At 59.4% G+C, this 16,560-nt stretch carries 22 protein-coding genes, 1 tRNA gene and 1 pseudogene; 12 read left to right on the plus strand and 12 right to left on the minus strand.

Features of this window, described 5'->3' with window-relative positions; all coding sequences use genetic code 11:
• Position 1: 1 nt before the first annotated feature.
• The gene (locus QZ292_RS01555) at positions 2-1,198 is read right to left on the minus strand and encodes a PatB family C-S lyase (protein WP_294596877.1); all 1,197 of its coding nucleotides are present in this window, start codon (positions 1,196-1,198) and stop codon (positions 2-4) included.
• Between the two features lie 79 nt (positions 1,199-1,277).
• Between QZ292_RS01555 and QZ292_RS01560 the strand changes: the two genes are divergently transcribed.
• A complete protein-coding gene (locus QZ292_RS01560) occupies positions 1,278-2,393 on the plus strand; it encodes a pseudouridine synthase (RefSeq protein ID WP_294596880.1) in 1,116 nt (371 codons plus the stop codon).
• A 93-nt stretch (positions 2,394-2,486) separates the two neighbouring features.
• On the opposite strand, the gene QZ292_RS01565 is transcribed toward QZ292_RS01560, so the two are convergent.
• Positions 2,487-2,987, minus strand: a complete 501-nt coding sequence (locus tag QZ292_RS01565) for a DNA-deoxyinosine glycosylase (RefSeq protein WP_294596882.1) — start codon at positions 2,985-2,987, stop codon at positions 2,487-2,489.
• A gap of 45 nt (positions 2,988-3,032) precedes the next feature.
• Between QZ292_RS01565 and QZ292_RS01570 the strand changes: the two genes are divergently transcribed.
• The 6 genes and pseudogenes from QZ292_RS01570 (at position 3,033) to QZ292_RS01595 (ending at position 7,257) form a co-directional block, all read left to right on the plus strand.
• Positions 3,033-5,258, plus strand: a complete 2,226-nt coding sequence (locus QZ292_RS01570) for a heavy metal translocating P-type ATPase (RefSeq protein ID WP_294596884.1) — start codon at positions 3,033-3,035, stop codon at positions 5,256-5,258.
• A gap of 60 nt (positions 5,259-5,318) precedes the next feature.
• Positions 5,319-5,459 carry a hypothetical protein gene (locus QZ292_RS01575; RefSeq protein WP_294596886.1) on the plus strand — a complete coding sequence of 47 codons (141 nt, stop codon included), beginning with the start codon at positions 5,319-5,321 and terminating at the stop codon, positions 5,457-5,459.
• 69 nt (positions 5,460-5,528) lie between these two features.
• On the plus strand, positions 5,529-5,738 hold the full coding sequence (locus QZ292_RS01580) for a heavy metal transport/detoxification protein (RefSeq protein WP_294596889.1): 210 nt from the start codon (positions 5,529-5,531) through the stop codon (positions 5,736-5,738).
• A 10-nt stretch (positions 5,739-5,748) separates the two neighbouring features.
• Positions 5,749-6,160 (plus strand): annotated as a pseudogene (locus tag QZ292_RS01585) (secondary thiamine-phosphate synthase enzyme YjbQ).
• Between the two features lie 16 nt (positions 6,161-6,176).
• The gene (locus QZ292_RS01590) at positions 6,177-6,629 is read left to right on the plus strand and encodes a GNAT family N-acetyltransferase (RefSeq protein ID WP_294596891.1); all 453 of its coding nucleotides are present in this window, start codon (positions 6,177-6,179) and stop codon (positions 6,627-6,629) included.
• Between the two features lie 34 nt (positions 6,630-6,663).
• Positions 6,664-7,257, plus strand: a complete 594-nt coding sequence (locus QZ292_RS01595) for a manganese efflux pump MntP family protein (protein WP_294596893.1) — start codon at positions 6,664-6,666, stop codon at positions 7,255-7,257.
• 15 nt (positions 7,258-7,272) lie between these two features.
• Here QZ292_RS01595 and QZ292_RS01600 read toward each other — a convergent pair whose 3' ends face one another.
• Positions 7,273-7,521 (minus strand): hypothetical protein, encoded by a 249-nt coding sequence (locus QZ292_RS01600; RefSeq protein ID WP_294596896.1) that lies wholly within the window; start codon positions 7,519-7,521, stop codon positions 7,273-7,275.
• Between QZ292_RS01600 and QZ292_RS01605 the strand changes: the two genes are divergently transcribed.
• Complete coding sequence (locus QZ292_RS01605) at positions 7,505-8,536, plus strand: endonuclease/exonuclease/phosphatase family protein (protein ID WP_294596899.1); 1,032 nt, start codon at positions 7,505-7,507, stop codon at positions 8,534-8,536. The genes QZ292_RS01600 and QZ292_RS01605 overlap by 17 nt on opposite strands.
• A gap of 70 nt (positions 8,537-8,606) precedes the next feature.
• Here the strand turns inward: QZ292_RS01605 and QZ292_RS01610 are convergent.
• The 4 genes from QZ292_RS01610 to QZ292_RS01625 form a co-directional block, all read right to left on the minus strand.
• Positions 8,607-8,681 (minus strand) — tRNA-Pro (locus QZ292_RS01610).
• A gap of 58 nt (positions 8,682-8,739) precedes the next feature.
• A complete protein-coding gene (locus QZ292_RS01615) occupies positions 8,740-9,516 on the minus strand; it encodes an inositol monophosphatase family protein (RefSeq protein WP_294596902.1) in 777 nt (258 codons plus the stop codon).
• Between the two features lie 5 nt (positions 9,517-9,521).
• On the minus strand, positions 9,522-10,160 hold the full coding sequence (locus tag QZ292_RS01620) for a 7-carboxy-7-deazaguanine synthase QueE (RefSeq protein ID WP_294596904.1): 639 nt from the start codon (positions 10,158-10,160) through the stop codon (positions 9,522-9,524).
• Between the two features lies 1 nt (position 10,161).
• Positions 10,162-10,740 carry a phosphoribosyltransferase family protein gene (locus tag QZ292_RS01625; protein WP_294596907.1) on the minus strand — a complete coding sequence of 193 codons (579 nt, stop codon included), beginning with the start codon at positions 10,738-10,740 and terminating at the stop codon, positions 10,162-10,164.
• A gap of 68 nt (positions 10,741-10,808) precedes the next feature.
• Here QZ292_RS01625 and purE point away from each other — a divergent pair, with 68 nt between their 5' ends.
• The 3 genes from purE to QZ292_RS01640 all read left to right on the plus strand — a co-directional run bounded on the left by purE (position 10,809) and on the right by QZ292_RS01640 (position 12,414).
• A complete protein-coding gene (purE, locus tag QZ292_RS01630) occupies positions 10,809-11,321 on the plus strand; it encodes a 5-(carboxyamino)imidazole ribonucleotide mutase (protein WP_294596911.1) in 513 nt (170 codons plus the stop codon).
• A gap of 99 nt (positions 11,322-11,420) precedes the next feature.
• Positions 11,421-12,248 (plus strand): zinc transporter ZupT, encoded by an 828-nt coding sequence (zupT, locus tag QZ292_RS01635; protein WP_294596983.1) that lies wholly within the window; start codon positions 11,421-11,423, stop codon positions 12,246-12,248.
• A 22-nt stretch (positions 12,249-12,270) separates the two neighbouring features.
• Entirely contained in the window at positions 12,271-12,414 is a 144-nt protein-coding gene (locus QZ292_RS01640) for a hypothetical protein (RefSeq protein ID WP_294596914.1), read from the plus strand.
• A gap of 129 nt (positions 12,415-12,543) precedes the next feature.
• Here the strand turns inward: QZ292_RS01640 and QZ292_RS01645 are convergent, their stop codons facing one another.
• Positions 12,544-12,855: a hypothetical protein gene (locus QZ292_RS01645; RefSeq protein WP_294596917.1), complete on the minus strand. Its 312-nt coding sequence runs from the start codon at positions 12,853-12,855 to the stop codon at positions 12,544-12,546.
• A gap of 199 nt (positions 12,856-13,054) precedes the next feature.
• Here QZ292_RS01645 and QZ292_RS01650 point away from each other — a divergent pair, with 199 nt between their 5' ends.
• Positions 13,055-13,750 (plus strand): LytTR family DNA-binding domain-containing protein, encoded by a 696-nt coding sequence (locus QZ292_RS01650; RefSeq protein WP_294596986.1) that lies wholly within the window; start codon positions 13,055-13,057, stop codon positions 13,748-13,750.
• Positions 13,751-13,776: 26 nt separating this feature from the next.
• Here QZ292_RS01650 and QZ292_RS01655 read toward each other — a convergent pair whose 3' ends face one another.
• The 4 genes from QZ292_RS01655 to QZ292_RS01670 are packed head-to-tail and all read right to left on the minus strand — an operon-like array spanning position 13,777 to position 16,473.
• On the minus strand, positions 13,777-14,322 hold the full coding sequence (locus QZ292_RS01655; protein WP_294596920.1) for a 2-oxoacid:acceptor oxidoreductase family protein: 546 nt from the start codon (positions 14,320-14,322) through the stop codon (positions 13,777-13,779).
• Positions 14,323-14,331: 9 nt separating this feature from the next.
• On the minus strand, positions 14,332-15,132 hold the full coding sequence (locus QZ292_RS01660; protein ID WP_294596922.1) for a thiamine pyrophosphate-dependent enzyme: 801 nt from the start codon (positions 15,130-15,132) through the stop codon (positions 14,332-14,334).
• Between the two features lie 6 nt (positions 15,133-15,138).
• Complete coding sequence (gene vorB, locus QZ292_RS01665) at positions 15,139-16,236, minus strand: 3-methyl-2-oxobutanoate dehydrogenase subunit VorB (protein ID WP_294596924.1); 1,098 nt, start codon at positions 16,234-16,236, stop codon at positions 15,139-15,141.
• A gap of 6 nt (positions 16,237-16,242) precedes the next feature.
• Positions 16,243-16,473, minus strand: a complete 231-nt coding sequence (locus QZ292_RS01670) for a 4Fe-4S binding protein (protein WP_294596926.1) — start codon at positions 16,471-16,473, stop codon at positions 16,243-16,245.
• Between the last annotated feature and the right edge of the window lie 87 nt (positions 16,474-16,560).

Below are 16,560 nucleotides of genomic sequence, written 5' to 3' on the forward strand. Positions count from 1 at the left end.
ATTACAGCCCCCGTTTCCGCACCGCTTCGGCGAGCTGGTTCAGGGCGCGTTCGAGCACCGACCGCGGGGTACCGATATTGAGCCGTTCGAAACCGGTTCCCTCGACTCCGTAAATGGATCCGTCGCCGAGGCCCAGCCCTGCCTCGTGTACGAGGAAGCGGTTGAGTTCCTCCTGGGTCATCCCCCACGCGCGGAAGTCGAGCCACATCAGGAAGGTCGATTCCGGTTTGTAGCACCCCACCGAGGGCAACTCCCGCCGGATGAAGTCATGGACGAAGTCGACATTGCCCTGCAGGTATTCCAGCAGTTGGCTCATCCACTCGTCCCCCTGTTCGTAAGCGGTCTGCAAGGCCACGGCACCGAAGATATTGCCGTTTTCGATGTGGATTTTGTCCACTTCGGCCTGATAGGCGGCGCGGCGTTCGGCATTCGGAATCACGGCTGCCGCCGTGGAGAATCCGGCCACGTTGAAACTCTTGCTCGGAGCGATGAGGGTCACCGTCCGGTTCGCCAGGTCGTCGTTCAGCGCGGCGATGTGCAGGTGCTGATAGGGCCGGAAGATGAAGTCGCAGTGGATTTCGTCCGAGATGATCGTGACGTCGTGCTTACGGCACAACTCGCCGATTTTCAGCAGTTCCCCTTTCGTAAAGACGCGGCCGGTCGGGTTGTGCGGGTTGCACAGAATCATCGCGCGCGCCTGCGAGAGCTTGGTGTCCAGGTCTTCGAAGTCGATCCGGTAGCCGCCGCAGCCGCTCTCTCCTTCCGGATCCTGAACCAGCGGGTTGGTCAGCACCGTTCGTCCGTTGTTCCGGATGGTGTTGGCGAACGGGTGGTAGACCGGCGGCTGAATGACGACGCCGTCGCCCGGCTCGGTGCAGCTGAGCATGGCGAAGGTCACCCCTGCCACCACCCCCGGCGAAAAGGCGAGCCATGAAGGGTCTATTTCCCATCCGCTGTGTCGTGCCACCCAGCCGCAGATCGCTTCGTGGTAGCATCGGGGACGGAAGGTGTAGCCGAAAATCGGGTGCTGCATCCGTTGCCGCATCGCTTCGATGATGAAGTCGGCTGTCGCGAAGTCCATGTCGGCGATCCAGAGCGGAATCACTTGGTCGGTTCCGAAAACGGTCATCAGGTCTTCGTATTTTTCACAGTCGGTGCCGTGGCGGTCGATGCAGGTGTCGAAATCGTATCTTTTCATGGTTCGTTGAAAATGCGTACAAATTTAGAGAATAAGGGGTATCTTTGCAACGTTTTCAGAATCGATTTAAGAGTACATTATGGATCAGCAGCATACGAATAAGAAGCGTCCGTTCGGCGGACGCGACGGCCGGAGCGGCCGTTCGTTTTTCCGGACGCGGCGCGAAGAGGCGCTGCGTAGCGAGGAGGAGACCGAAGAGCGCGGAGGCGAACGGACGGAGGGGCCGGTGTTCAAGGATTTCCGGAACGACTTCAGGAAGAAGGGGCCGAAAAAGGAGTTCAAACAGAAGGAGTTCGGCGCGCGGCGGGATTCGTCGCGAAACGACGGAGAGCGTCCGGAGGGGATGAAAAAACGGGTCTATGACTCGGATAAACGGCAGGCCTATTCCAAGAACAAAAAGCAGGCGTATTCCGATAAGCGCTTCGATGAGGGGCGGGAGCGCAAGCGGCGCTATGAGGAGGCGGCGCAGGCGATGCCGGAGGAGATGCGGCTCAACCGCTTTATTGCGATGTCGGGTGTCTGCTCGCGGCGCGAGGCGGATCAGCTGATCGAGGCGGGCGAGGTGACGGTGAACGGCGTCCGGGTCGATCAGCTCGGTTCGAAGATACGGCCGGGCAAGGACGAGGTGCGGCTCAACGGAGAACTGCTCAAGGGGGAAAAGAAGGTCTACATCATCCTGAACAAACCGAAGGGGTATGTGACGACGGTGGACGATCCGCATGCGGACCGGACGGTAATCGACCTGTTGAAGGGCGAGTGCAAGGAGCGGGTCTATCCGGTGGGGCGGCTGGACAAGAATACGACGGGGGTGCTGTTACTGACCAACGACGGCAATCTGACCAAGGAGCTGACCCATCCGAGCTACAATAAAAAGAAGATCTACCACGTTTTTCTCGATAAACCGTGCAGCGAGGAGGATTTGGAGAAACTGACCGCGGGGATCGAGCTGGAGGACGGGCCGATCCGGGCCGATGAGGTGAGCTGGGTGGAGGGGAATATGCGCGAGGTGGGGGTGGAGCTCCATTCGGGTCGCAACCGGATCGTGCGGCGGATGTTCGAAGCGCTGGGATACGAGGTGGTGAAGCTGGATCGGGTCTATTTTGCCGGTCTGACGAAGATGGGGCTACGGAGAGGGTTCTGGCGCTATCTGACGCCGAGAGAGGTGGGGATTCTGAAGTCGAACGCTTACGATTGACGTTTTTCTTGTGGCAGATAGGAAAATCCCGCGGACACATCATGATCAAAGTGTCGTCCGCGGGATTTTTCGTTTTCAGGCGGTTCGGGCTCCTTACAGCCACTCGCGCAAAGCCGACCAGGCCGCGAGTTTCCGCTCGTACGACCACGAGGCGTTGGCCGGGCTGGTGGACGGCAGGGTCAACAGGGCTCTCCCCTCGCCTATCGCGTCGAGACCGATGTGCTTCTTGAAGAGCCGGAAAGCGGGGCCGCCGTTGAAAGCTACCGCCCGGATCGAGGGGTGGGCCGTCAGCAAAGCGGCGATGTCGTTCGGGGCTTCGTCTACGATGTTACTGTCCAGACTTCCCGCCCGGCGGCAGCTGTGGCACACGTCCCACAGGGCGATGCCGGTGCGGCGGAGCAGCTCTAACTTGTCGGCATAGCGCTCCGGTACGCTGTCCGCTCCGCCCAATGCGGCCATGATGCGCCAGAAAGCGTTGTGCGGAAAACCGTAATACTCCTGTTTGGCGAGCGATGCGGCGCCCGGCATCGTGCCGAGGACTAAAACCCGGCTTGTCGGTGTGACGACCGGGGCGAAACTGTGCAGGATTTCCATTATTTTTGTATCGGGGCCTTGGTGGAGCTCCCGTTGGACGAAATTATGAAAAATCGAGTGAAAAAGACCGTTCCGGTCTTGGAAATGAGTTGTGCTGTCTGTGCGGCGAGCGTGGAGAGCACGGTGCGGGCGTTGCCGGGGGTGTATGAGGCGTCGGTGAATTTCGCCGCGGCGACGCTGACGGTGGAGTTCGATCCGGAGGAGGTGACGCTCGGCCGGATGCGGGAGGCGGTGCAGGCGATCGGCTATGATCTGATTATCGACGAAGAAAATGCCGTTGAGGCGCAGGAGCGGGAGCAGCGGAGACACTATCGGGCTTTGCTGCGGCGGACGCTTGGGGCCTGGGCGTTGTGCATTCCGCTGATGGTCGTGGGGATGGGATGGATGCACGCGGAGTGGTCGCCGTGGGTGCAGCTGGGACTGACGATTCCCGTGCTTTTTGTCTTCGGACGCGGATTCTACGTCACGGGGTGGAGGCAGGCCAGGCACGGGAAGGCCAATATGGATACGCTGGTGGCGCTGAGCACCGGTATCGCCTTTTTGTTCAGCCTTTTCAACACGCTCTTTCCGGAGGTGTGGCGGGCACGCGGGCTGGAACCGCATGTCTATTACGAAGCGGCGGCGATGATCGTGGCTTTCGTCTCGGTGGGCAAGCTGCTCGAAGAGCGGGCCAAGGGGAGCACCTCGTCGGCGATCCGGAAGCTGATGGGGTTGCAGCCCAAGACGGCTCGGCTGGTCGAGGCGGACGGAACGGAACGGGAGGTGCCGATTGCGCAGCTCAGGCCGGGCGACCGGATCGCGGTGCGTCCGGGCGAGCGGATTCCGGTGGACGGCCGGGTGGCCGAGGGGGCATCGTATGTGGACGAAAGTATGATCAGCGGCGAGCCGCTGCCGGTGTCGAAAAAGCCGGGCGATCGGGTGTGGACGGGGACGATCAACCAGCGCGGGGCTTTCGTGCTGGAGGCACAGGCGGTGGGGGCCGGGACGGTGCTGGCGCGGATTGTCGAGATGGTCCAGCTGGCGCAGGGAAGCAAGGCGCCGGTGCAGCGGACGGTCGATCGGGTGAGTGCGGTCTTCGTGCCGACGGTGATCGGTATCTCGGTCGTGACTTTTGTGGTGTGGATCGCTTGCGGAGGCTGGGCGAATCTGACTTATGCCTTGCTGGCGGCGGTCTCGGTGCTGGTGATCGCCTGTCCGTGCGCGCTGGGGCTGGCTACGCCGACGGCGCTGATGGTGGGCATCGGTCGGGCGGCCGAGCGGCAGATTCTGATTAAGGATGCCTTTGCTTTGGAGCATCTATGCCGGATCGATACGGTGGTGCTGGACAAGACGGGCACGCTGACCGAGGGGAGACCGGCGGTGACGGAGTGGCTGTGGCTGGTTCCGGAGGCGGTCCGCGGAGGGTTGCAGGCCATCTTGCTGGGGGCGGAGCAGAAGTCGGAGCATCCGTTGGCGGCGGCAGTGGTGGTGGCGCTTTCGGAGGCGGGCGTTTCTGCGGCGGAGGTGACTGATTTCCGCAGCCTGACGGGGAAAGGGATTGCGGTGCGGGGGGCGGACGGAGAGGAGTATTGGGTCGGCAGCCGGGCGTTGGCCGTGGAGTACGGAGCGGAGATACCGGACGGGGTGTCCCGGCAAACCGAGGTGTGGCAGGCGGCGGGAAAGAGCGTGATCGGATATGGCCGGGGGGCTGAGTTGTTGGCGGTGGCGGCGATCGCCGATCCGGTGAAGCCGACTTCGGCGGAGGCGGTGCGGGAGTTGGAGCGGATGGGAATCGAGGTGCACATGCTGACGGGCGATGGGCGGAATACGGCCGAGGCGGTGGCCCGGGAGCTGGGCATCGGGCACCTGCGGGCAGAGGTGCTGCCGGACGATAAGGAGCGGTACGTTCAGGAGTTGCAGGCCCGGGGGCGGCGTGTGGCGATGGTGGGCGACGGGATCAACGATTCGCAGGCGCTGGCGCGGGCGGATGTGAGTGTGGCGATGGGGCGCGGGACGGATATTGCGATGGATGTGGCGATGGTGACGCTGATGAGTTCCGATCTGGCGCGTCTGCCGCAGGCGGTGCTTTTGTCGCGGCGGACGGTGCGGGCGATTCGGCAGAATCTGTTCTGGGCTTTCGTCTATAACCTGATCGGGATTCCGCTGGCGGCGGGTGTGTTGTATCCGGCTTACGGAATCCTGTTGAGTCCGATGCTGGCCAGTGCGGCGATGGCGTTTAGCTCGGTGTCGGTGGTGCTCAACAGTTTGCGGCTCAAATGGAGCAAATTTTAAAGTACGGACAAGATTGCCGCCCCGGGCTACCGCATCGCGTCAACGGGCGGATGGTACAGTGTGGGCAGCCACGGTTCCGTCTACTCGTCTGCGGTCGACGACAGCCATAGTGTATACTTGTACTTCCACTCAACAACTCTCGATCCCAGCGGCATGGGCAATCGTGCCTACGGTCGTCTGTTGCGTTGCCTCTCGGAATAAACGGACTGCGTGAAAAGCCGGGACTACTCTACCCTAAAATCCGAAGATTAATTTTTACATTTACATAAAATGACGATTCATAAATTCAAAACCAATGCGAAGTGTGGCGGATGTGTGGCTGCCATCGGTGCGGCACTCGAAAAGAACGGCGTCGCGGCCGGAGCCTGGTCGTTGGACCTGACTCTCCCCGACAAGGTGCTGACCGTCGAGAGCGATTTGGCGCCGGCGGAGATCGTGCGGATTGTCGCGGAGGCCGGATTCCGGGCCGAAGAACGGTAGACACGGTATGGTGGTCGGACAAGTCGTTTTTACCCTCCGGGCCCGGACGCGCGGGTTCCACCTGGTGACCGACGAGGTGGTGGCCGCACTGCCGGAGCTGCCGGAGGCGGGACTTTTGCATCTGTTTATTCGCCATACCTCGGCCGCGCTGACGATCAACGAGAATGCCGATCCGGATGTGCAGGCCGATTTGGCAACCATTTTCGACCGGCTGGTGCCGGAGCGGCAGCCCTGGTTTCGGCATACGCTCGAAGGGGATGACGATATGCCGGCTCATGCCAAAGCATCGCTCGTCGGGTCGGGCGTGACGGTTCCCATCGTGGGGGGGGCGGTTGGCCTTGGGGCGGTGGCAGGGAATCTATCTAGGTGAATTCCGCGACCGGGCGCAGGGGCGGGAGATTATGGCTATGATTGTGGGATAAGTGAATGAAAAAGAGGATGGAACTGACAACGGTGGAGACGGATGAATATGCCGCTTTGATCGACCTTTGGGAGGCTTCGGTACGGGCGACGCACGATTTTCTGCAACCGGGCGACGTGGAATTCTACAGGCGGCGGATGCCGGAGTATCTGCGTGCGGTGAGTCTGGTTGCGGCGCGGCACGAAGGGCGTATCGTGGCGTTTATGGGGGTACTCGGCGAGGAGATCGAGATGTTGTTCGTGCATCCGGATTTCCGGGGGCGCGGAATCGGTGCGCGGCTGGTGCGTCATGCGGTCGGTGAACGCGGTTGCAGGCGGGTGGAGGTGAATGAGCAAAATGGACAGGCGGTCGGATTTTATGAGCGGATGGGCTTCCGGAGGATAGCTCGTGCGGAGGCCGATGCGGAGGGCAGGCCCTATCCGATTCTCCGGTTGATATGGGTCGGCGATGTTTGCGGTGCAAGGGAATAATCCTTAATTTAGCCGCCTCGAATTTTCACCGGTTATGGATCTGATCACCTTGCTGTTGTTCGCTGTCGGACTCTGTTTCGACTCTTTTGCCGTGTCGCTCTCGTGCGGCATGTCTTGTCATGCGTGCACCCGTCGGCGGCTGTTTCGTTTTGCGGCGGTTCTGGGGGTGTGTCAGGGGGTCACTCCGATGATCGGTTGGGCGGTGGCGATCAATTTCCGGAAAGTGATCGAGGCGTATGACCATTGGATCGCTTTTCTGTTGCTGTTGTTTCTGGGCGGAAAGATGATTCGGGACTCTTTCGGCGAAGAGAATGAGGAGCATTTGAAGGGAAATCCGTTCGCCTGGGGACGGAATGTGATGCTGGGGGTGGCGACCAGCATCGATGCCTTGGCGGCGGGGATCGCCATGGCGATGCTGCCGCTCACGATCGTTCCGTCGGACTCGCAGCTGCTCAATATGTTGGCGGCGGTTTTCATCATTGCTTCGGTCACGCTTGTTTCGTCGCTGACGGGGCTGTATCTGGGGCGAAAAAGCCGGGGGCGGCTCGGCGAGCGGGCTGAGTTGGTCGGAGGGATCATGCTGGTGCTGATCGGTGTGAAGGTGCTGGTGGAGCATCTGGCTGAGTGACCTTTTATGTCTCGTTTATTCCGAGAGGCAACGCAACTGAAAACCGTAGGCACGACTATAGTCGCTACTGGGAACAAGCCAGGCCGTATAAAAGCGCAAGCTCATACCGTTTTCGACGCTGATTGCAGAGGACCAACTGGAACCGTAGTAGCCGGCGGTGCCCAACATACCCGTATTGTCACGGCGGTAGCCCGGGGCGGCGTTCGGGGAGTTGAAATCACAGTATTCACACGATATATCGAAAAACATGAAACGTTTGTTCATCTGTCTGGCCGGTTTGCTGCTGGGAACCGGCATGGCGGCGGCCCGGGAACTCAGGGTGCTGCAACTCAACATTTGGCAGGAGGGGACGTCGGTGCCTGACGGCTATGCCGCGCTGGTCGACGAGATCGCTTATGCCGATGCCGATTTCGTGATGCTCAGCGAGGTGCGCAACTACCGCGATACGCGGTTCTGCGATCGGATCGTCGAGTCGCTGCGGGCGAAGGGAAAGATGTACTATTCGTTCAAAAGCAAGGATTCGGGACTGTTGAGCCGCTTTCCGATTTCGGACAGCGTGACGATCTTTCCGGAAAAGGACGACCACGGGAGTATGTACAAATTGGTCGCTACCCTGCCGAAAGGTCAGAAGGTGAGCGTCTATACGACCCACCTGGATTATCGGAATTGCGCCTATTACCGGGTGCGGGGCTACGACGGGAGCACGTGGGCGGAGTTGCCGGAGCCGGATACCGACTTGGCGAGCATCCTGGCGGATAACGTGGCGTCGCAGCGGGACGATGCGATCCGGCTGTTTATTGCCGATGCTGCCCGGGATGCGGCGGCGGGGCATCTGATTTTGTTGGGAGGCGATTTCAACGAGCCGTCGCATCTGGACTGGACGGAGGCTACGAAAGACAGTGCCGATCATCGGGGCATGGTGGTGCCGTGGACGGTGACCACGCTGCTGGACGGAGCGGGATACGCGGATACCTATCGGGTGAAGTATCCGAATCCGGTGACCCATCCGGGTTACACCTATCCGGCGGACTGTCCGGGGGTGGAGATGCGGCAGTTGCTCTGGGCACCCAAGGCGGATGAGCGCGAGCGGATCGATTTCATCTTCTATCGGCCGGACAAGCGGATGAAACTGAAAGAGGTGACGATTTTCGGGCCACGGGGCTCGGTGCAGCGGGGGAGAGGGATGGTGGAGTCTTCTCAAGACCCCTTCCTGCTGCCGTCGACCGTGAACTGGCCGACGGATCACAAGGGGGTACTGGCGACTTTCCGGATACGGTAATCCGGCCATGAAAAATCGGAGAGGGGGTGGAATTTCCTTAGGAAATTCCACCCCCCTCTTTCGTCGCTTGTCGGGGTACCAGGATTCGAACCTGGGACCCCCTGCTCCCAAAGCAGGTGCGCTAACCGGACTGCGCTACACCCCGAACGTTGAATGCGGCGTAAAGATAGTGCTTTTTCCTGCGCTGACCAAACCGGAGGCGGCTATTTGTTCAGCAGGGCGATGATTCCGGCGTGCAGGGCCGGGGCGGATGCGATGATGGAGTCGCCCGTCTCCGGCTCGCCGCCGGCGTAGTCCGTGATGACGCCTCCCGCGCCTCGGATCACCGGAATCAGGGCGGCGATGTCCCACCGGCTCATGATCGGATCCACCAGAATATCGGCCCTTCCGGTCGCCAGCAGGCAGTAGCCGTAAGCGTCGCCCCATGTCCGCAGGAGCCGGCACTCGTGTGCCAGCGTCATAAAGGCGGAGAGGTTCCGGTGTTTTTCGATGTCGAGCAGGTCGGTCGTCAGCAGGGTCGCTTCACGCAGCGCGCCGCACTCCCGCATCCGTGTCGGCGTGCCGTTCCAAAGCGCCACCTGGTTGTCTCCCACGATCAGGTCGTCCAGCAAGGGGTTGTAGATCGCGCCGTAAACCGCTTTCCCGCCGACTAGGACACCGATCAGCGTGGCGAACAGCGGCACGCCGTGGATGAAACTTTTCGTTCCGTCGATCGGGTCGATGATCCATTCGACCTGCGACCCGGTGTCAGGCCCGGTCGCCGGATGCGTGCCGCTCTCCTCGCCTACGATCGTCCCGCCCGGAAAACGGGCTTCGATCTGCGAGACGATATACCGTTCGATCTCTTTGTCCGCCAGTGTCACCGGCGAGTGGTCGGATTTGTACTCCACCCGGACGTGGCCGATGTATTTTTCGACCGTCTCCCGAATCGTCGGGGTCAGCGAACGGACGAAATCCGAAAATTCCTCGAATGTGAACATAGGTACTATGGAATGTGCATGAATTTATGGGTCTGGATGGAGATGTTCCACCGCGGATTCGTTTTGGCGTACTCCACCAGCACGGGGGTGATCGCCTGATAACGGCTCCACTCGGGTTGCAGGTAGAGGCGGCAATGGCGCGAAACCCGCGCGGCATTCTCTTCGGCCCACGCCAGATCCTCTTCGGTCTCAATAATGACTTTCAGCTCGTCGGCCCGGGTCAAGACTTCCGCCAGCGGCGGTTGCTGCCGCTTCGGCGACAGGCACACCCAGTCGATCTGTCCCGACAGCGGATGGGTGCCCGAGGTTTCGATAAATATCTCCAAACCTTTGGCCTTGAGTAAAGTCGTCAGCGGCTCCAGCGGATACAGGGTCGGTTCGCCGCCCGTGATCACGATAGCCTGGGCCGGCAAGGCCGCCGCCCGTTCGACGATCTCGGTCACCGGGGTCGGCGGGTAGAGCCGGGCGTTCCACGTGAATTTGGCGTCGCACCACCGGCACCCCACGTCGCATCCCCCCAATCGGATGAAATAGGCCGGTTTGCCGGCATGGTATCCCTCGCCCTGAATGGTGTAGAAGTCCTCCACCAGCGGCAACAGACGGCCGCCGTCCAGAAGTTCGTCGATAGAAGCGTGATCTGTCATGTTATTTGTCGTCGCAAACGGCATAGAGCGCCCCGAGGTTACGCCCGGCCCCGTCGTAGTCCATCCCGTAGCCGACCAGAAAGAGCGGCCCGGTCTCGAAAGCGGCGTAGTCGATCGGCAGCGGGTTCGGCTGTTCAGCCTGTCGGTAGTAGACGGTCGGTTTCAGCAGCAGGGTCGCTACCCGTACGCTCCGTGCCCCGCGCTCCTTGAGCATAGCGTGCAGGGTGCGAATGGTCGTTCCGGTCTCCACGATATCCTCGGCGATCAGCACGTCCCGCCCTTCGACCGCTGCCGTAATGGGCACGTCGACCGACACGGTTCCCGACGAGGTCATGCCGGCACCGTATGAGCCGAGTTTCACGAAAGCGACCTCGAACGGTCCGGTCAACTGTCGAAACAGTTCGCCGGCAAAGACGAAAGCGCCGTTGAGGGTCACCAGCAGCAGCGGGCGTTCGGCGTCGGCGTAGTCGCGGTTGATCGTCTCGGCGAGGCGCGAAATCGCGCTCCGGATCGCTTCGCCGGAGAGGTGGAGTCGGAAACGGCGGCTGCGGATCGTTATCGTTTCGGTTTCGGAAGTCACTGCGGATGGAGGCGTTTTGCCGAAAAATTTATACTTTCGCAAAAATACGAAATAAATACCCTATTCCTATGCAACCGAAAGTTTCGATTATCATGGGCAGCACGTCGGACTTGAAGATTATGTCCGAAGCGGCCAAATTCCTGGACGAGATGGGGATTCCGTTCGAAATCAACGCTCTCTCGGCGCACCGCACACCGGACTTGGTGCTGGACTTCGCCCGGAACGCCCATACGCGGGGGGTGAAGGTGATTATTGCGGGTGCGGGCGGCGCGGCGCATCTGCCGGGGGTGGTCGCAGCGCTGACGCCGCTGCCGGTGGTCGGGGTGCCGATCAAGTCGTCCAACTCGATCGACGGGTGGGACAGCATCCTCTCGATGCTGCAGATGCCGTCGGGGATTCCGGTGGCGACGGTGGCGCTGGACGGGGCTAAGAATGCGGCGATTCTGGCCATGCAGATCATTGCCACGGGCGAACCGGAGTTGCAGGCCAAAATGCTGAAGTTCAAATCCGAGCTGGCGGACAAGATTGCGCAGGCCAATCGGGAGCTGGCGTCGGTGGAGTTCAAGAACCGGGTGCGGTAGGCGTGCGGCCCTGGGAAAAAGGGGTGATTTTTGCCCGAAATTTGCAGGAGTTCTGCCGGGGCTGAACGCGGTCTGTGAAAAATCGGCCCGATGTCAGGCATGGAAACGAATGTCATTTATGCTTTTGTACTCACGCTGCTGGCCGGTCTCTCGACGGGGATCGGCAGCCTGATCGCTCTGTTGGCGCGGCGGACGAACCGCCGTTTTCTGTCGTTTGCGCTGGGTTTCTCGGCGGGGGTGATGATCTATGTCTCGTTCGTCGATCTTTTTCCGCAGTCGATGCGTATTCTCGGCGAGGGCTATGGAGAACATTGGGGAGGGGTGGCGACGACGGCGGCTTTCTTCGGAGGGATTCTGTTTATCGCTCTGATCGACCGGCTGGTGCCGTCGGTGGAGAATCCGCACGAGGTGCGCAGTGTGGAGAGTATGCGGCTGGAGTTGCGGAACCGGGATGGGGGACGGCTGGTCAATCCGAAACACATGATGCGGACGGGGGTGATGACGGCGCTGGTGATCGGGATTCACAATTTTCCGGAGGGGATTGCCACCTTTATGGCGGCGTTGGAGGATGCGCGGATGGGGCTGGCGATCGCTGTGGCGATTGCGATTCACAACATTCCGGAGGGGATTGCGGTTTCGGTGCCGGTCTACTATGCGACGGGGAGCCGGAAGAAGGCGTTCAAATTCTCGTTCCTTTCGGGGCTGGCGGAACCGGTGGGGGCGGTGGTCGGATACCTGATTCTGGCGCCGTTCCTGACGCCGGAGATGCTGGGGTATATCTTCGCGGCGATTGCGGGGATTATGGTCTATATCTCGCTGGACGAGCTGCTGCCGGCGGCGCATGAGTATGGCGAGCACCATGTGGCGATCTGGGGGCTGATTGTCGGGATGGCGGTGATGGCGGCGGGTATTGTGGCGTTTCATTAACGAAAATGGTATGGGAAATCGGGTGACACGGTGGTGGAAGGGGCGTTCGACGAACGAAAAACTGATGTATCTGCTGATCGTGGCGTTGGTCGTTGGGATCGCGACGCGGTGGAGGTATGTGGTCGACGAGGTGGGCGAGGCGTTCCGGAATATTTTCATGCGCTGATTCAATCTGATTACAGCATATTCGATGAAAAAACTTACCGGTTGCTTTAGTACGGTCGGACTGACGGCGGAATAATAAGCAAAGGGGGGGGCTGTTCGTTCGGAACAGCCCCCCCCTTTGCATGGAGAGTTACATTCTCGGTTTCTGGACGATACGGATTACCAGTGAGGCGATGAAGATCAGTATCCCGTAGCATATCGGAATAATGGCCAGTCGCAGGCCGCTGCACAGCAGGCTCATGCTGATGTCGCCGGCCATTTCGATGGTGCCGAATGCGTTGAATAATACGATGAAAGTGCTGAGTATGCCGGTGGAGAGTGCGATAGCGCCGATCTCCCGAACCCAGGTCGGGGCTTTCCATGCGGCGAAAAAGAGGGCGATCAGTTCGATGGTCAGCATCGACATCCAGCCCATGCCTCCATTGATGAATAAATCGATCATGGCTTGCGTGATTTAAAGGGTGATTAAAATGGTCGGGGGATTCCGGATTTCCCTATGACAAAGTTAGAGGTAATCGGATCGAATGGTATGGTCGAATCCTGTTGTGGAGTTGCCGAATCCCTCTCTTTACCTTGCAGGGGATGGATTTGGGCTGGAAAGGGGTAATTTTAGAGGAGAAAAATCTGAAAATTGTTTGAAGATGAAAAGCGGGTGCGTTTTTCTGTATTGGAGCGGAATGATTGTATTGGTCGGTTTGGTACTGCTCAGTTTCAGTTATTCGCTGGTTGAAGCGCTGTTTGTTTCGGTTTCGTTTTTGCCGTGCGTACTGTTGGTCGAGTATTTTTACCGACAATTGTCGTTTCGTTGTCCGTTCGATCTGGTCTGGTTTGCGTTCGGGGTGCTGTTTACGCAGTATCTAATCCTGTTGCTCGCCCATGCCTTATTTTTCGAGTCGCCTGCGACCCGTCTGCCCGGCGTTTTGCTGAATCCGGTTTTCGTGTGGCTGGTGTTGTTCGTCTATTTGGCGCCGTTGAAGCTGATTGAGTACTATCTGACTGGGAAGGCCGAGGTTGATGCGAAGCGGTTTGTCGAGTTTATTTCGGACCGGAAGCGGATTTCCGTAGAAGTCGGGCGGATCGCTTATATAGAGTCCAATGACGACGAGGTTTGGCTGCATACCGACGATGGCCGGGCATACCGCAATAAAACGAATATTTCTCACTGGGAACGGGAATTGGGGAAGCCGTTCCTGAGAACTCATCGCTCGTTTCTGGTGAATGCCGGATTGATCGAGCGTTATGAGGAAGCGGCGGTGTATGTCCGGGGTGCCAGAATCGATATTTCCCGCAAATATCGTTCGGCTGTACTGGAATGTTTAAAGGGCGGTGAATTCTGAGAATCACCGCCCTTTTCCGTATCTGTTTATTCGGCCTTTTTGACCAGCTCCATCCCGCGGCGCAACGCCGCCTCGTTGGCCGGAATCATCTTGTGCGCCCGCTCCGGCAGCGAATGTCGCAAGCCTTCGATCACATTCTCGATCGTCACCAGCGGCTTGATCTTCAGAAAGGCTCCCAAAACGAACATATTGAATACCTTGGCATTCCCGCTCCGCGCAGCCTCGACTGCCGCATCGATGGTATAGATATCCAGATCGGTTCTGTGCGGCGCCTGTGTGATTCCGTTCGGATCGTAGAGCAGCGTTCCGCCCGGCTTGATCGAATCCTCGAATTTGTCTAACGACTGCTGGTTCAGGACAATACCCGTGTCGAACTCCTGCAGGACCGGCGAACTGATCTTCCGGTCGCTCAGAATCACCGTCACGTTGGCCGTCCCGCCCCGCATCTCCGGCCCGTAGGACGGAATCCAGCTCACCTCCTGCCCCTGCATTACGCCCGAGTAGGCCAAAATCTTCCCCATCGACAGAACCCCCTGCCCTCCGAATCCGGCTATAATGATCTCTTCTTTCATAATGTGTCGTTATTTTTCAGCAGCCGCTCCGGCCGAGGTCGTGTCTTTCAAATCCCCCAGCGGATAGGTGGCGTGCATGTTCTCTTCCATCCACCGATTGGCCGCCACGGGCGACAGTTTCCAGCCCGAATTGCAGGTCGCCACGATTTCGACAAAGGAAAATCCTTTGTTATTGATGGAATTTTCGAACGCCTTTTTGATCGCTTTTTTCGCCCACCGCACGTTGGCCGGCGAGTTGACGCTCTGTCGCGTCACATAGGTCACCCCGTCCAGCAAGGCGAGCGTATCGGCCACTTTGAACGGATAGCCGTTCAATTCCGGCGTCCGTCCCATCGGCGTGGTGGCGGTCTTCATCCCCAGCAAAGTAGTCGGCGCCATCTGCCCTCCGGTCATCCCGTATATCGCATTGTTGATAAAGATGATTGCGATATTATCCCCCCGGTTCGCCGCATGGATAGCCTCCGCCGTCCCGATCGCCGCCAGGTCTCCGTCCCCCTGATAGGTAAAGACGAGTTTGTCGGGACACAGCCGTTTGATTGCCGTGCCTACGGCCGGTGCCCGTCCGTGCGAGGCCTGAACCCAGTCGATGTCGATGTAGTTGTACAGAAAGGCCGCACAGCCCACCGGAGTAATTCCGATCGCGTTCTCCTCTGCGCCCAATTCGTCGATCGCTTCGGCCACCAGCTTATGTACCGTCCCGTGCGAACAACCCGGACAGTAGTGCATCGTGGTGTCCAGCAACAAGCGCGGACGACCGTAAACCCGATTCTCGTCCGTTTCGGCCACTTGGAATATAGGTGTCTCTGCCATAGTCGTTTACAAGCCTCCTGTCTCGGTCATGAATTGTTTCAGCGCGGCGAAAACTTCGCGCGGCGAGTGGATAATCCCTCCGGTGCGTCCGAAGTGACGCACGGGTATTTCAGCGTTCCCCACCGCCATCCGTACGTCTTCAATCATCTGCCCCATACTCAGCTCGACGGACAGAAAGCCTTTGGCATGCTGTGCCGCGCGTCGAATCGTTTCGCTCGGGAACGGGAAGAGGGTAATCGGACGAATCAAACCCACTTTCAAACCCTCGGCCCTCGCGTCTTCGACCACTTTGGCGCAGATGCGCGACGATGCCCCGTATGCCACTAAAATATATTCCGCATCCGCGACCTCCATCTCTTCGACCCGCACCTCCTCACGCTCCATCCGCTCATATTTCGCCTGTAACTTGTGGTTGTGCCGCTCCATGGTCTCCGGATCGATGTAGCATGATGTCACGATGTTCCGCTCTTTCCGTCGGGCGCCTTTCCCGAGCGCCGCCCACGGACACTCTTTGCGTATCTCCTCCTCCGTCCGGCGCGGTTTCTGCGGGCTCAGCCGCACTTTTTCCATCATCTGTCCGATCACGCCGTCGGCCAGAATCATGGCCGGATTCAGGTATTTGAAGGCGAGTTCGAAAGCCAAGTCCACGAAGTCGTTCATCTCCTGTACCGAATTGGGTGCCAGCACCGGCATGCGGTAGTCGCCATGCCCTCCCCCCTTGACCACTTGGAAGTAGTCGGCCTGAGAAGCCTGGATCGTTCCCAGACCCGGCCCCCCGCGCGACACGTCGATCACCACGCAAGGCAACTCCGCCCCCGCCAGATAAGAAAGTCCTTCGCACATCAAAGAGAGCCCCGGGCTCGACGTCGAGGTCATGACGCGTTTCCCGACCGACGCCCCTCCGTATACCATATTGATCGATGCCACCTCGCTTTCGGCCTGCAAAACGACCATGCCGGTGGTCTCCCACGGCCGCAGTTCGCTCAAAGTTTCGAGCACCTCCGACTGCGGGGTGATCGGGTAGCCGAAGTAACCGTCGGCTCCGCATCGCACGGCTGCGTAGGCGAGCACTTCGTTCCCTTTCATCAGTTTGATATCTTCCATCTTTCCTTATGCTTCTTGTTTTTCGCGATACACGACAATGCAGCTGTCCGGACACACCACGGCGCACCCGGCGCAGCCGATGCAGGCGTCGGGCGAAGCCATATAACAGTAGTTGTACCCTTTGGAGTTGACCTGCGGATTCAGTTCGATGGTTTGTGTCGGACAGGCCTCGATGCAGACGCCGCAACCTTTGCAACGTTCGATGTCGACGACGATCTTTCCTTTTATTTTGGCCATGGCGGATGTGCTGGAGTTTTTCGTCTCCCTACTAACGTGCAAAGGTACTCCGAATGTTGTCCGGCGGAGGCGATAATTTGGATTTAT

Origin of the sequence: uncultured Rikenella sp. (genome assembly GCF_910577125.1) — a bacterium.
GTDB lineage: Bacteria > Bacteroidota > Bacteroidia > Bacteroidales > Rikenellaceae > Rikenella.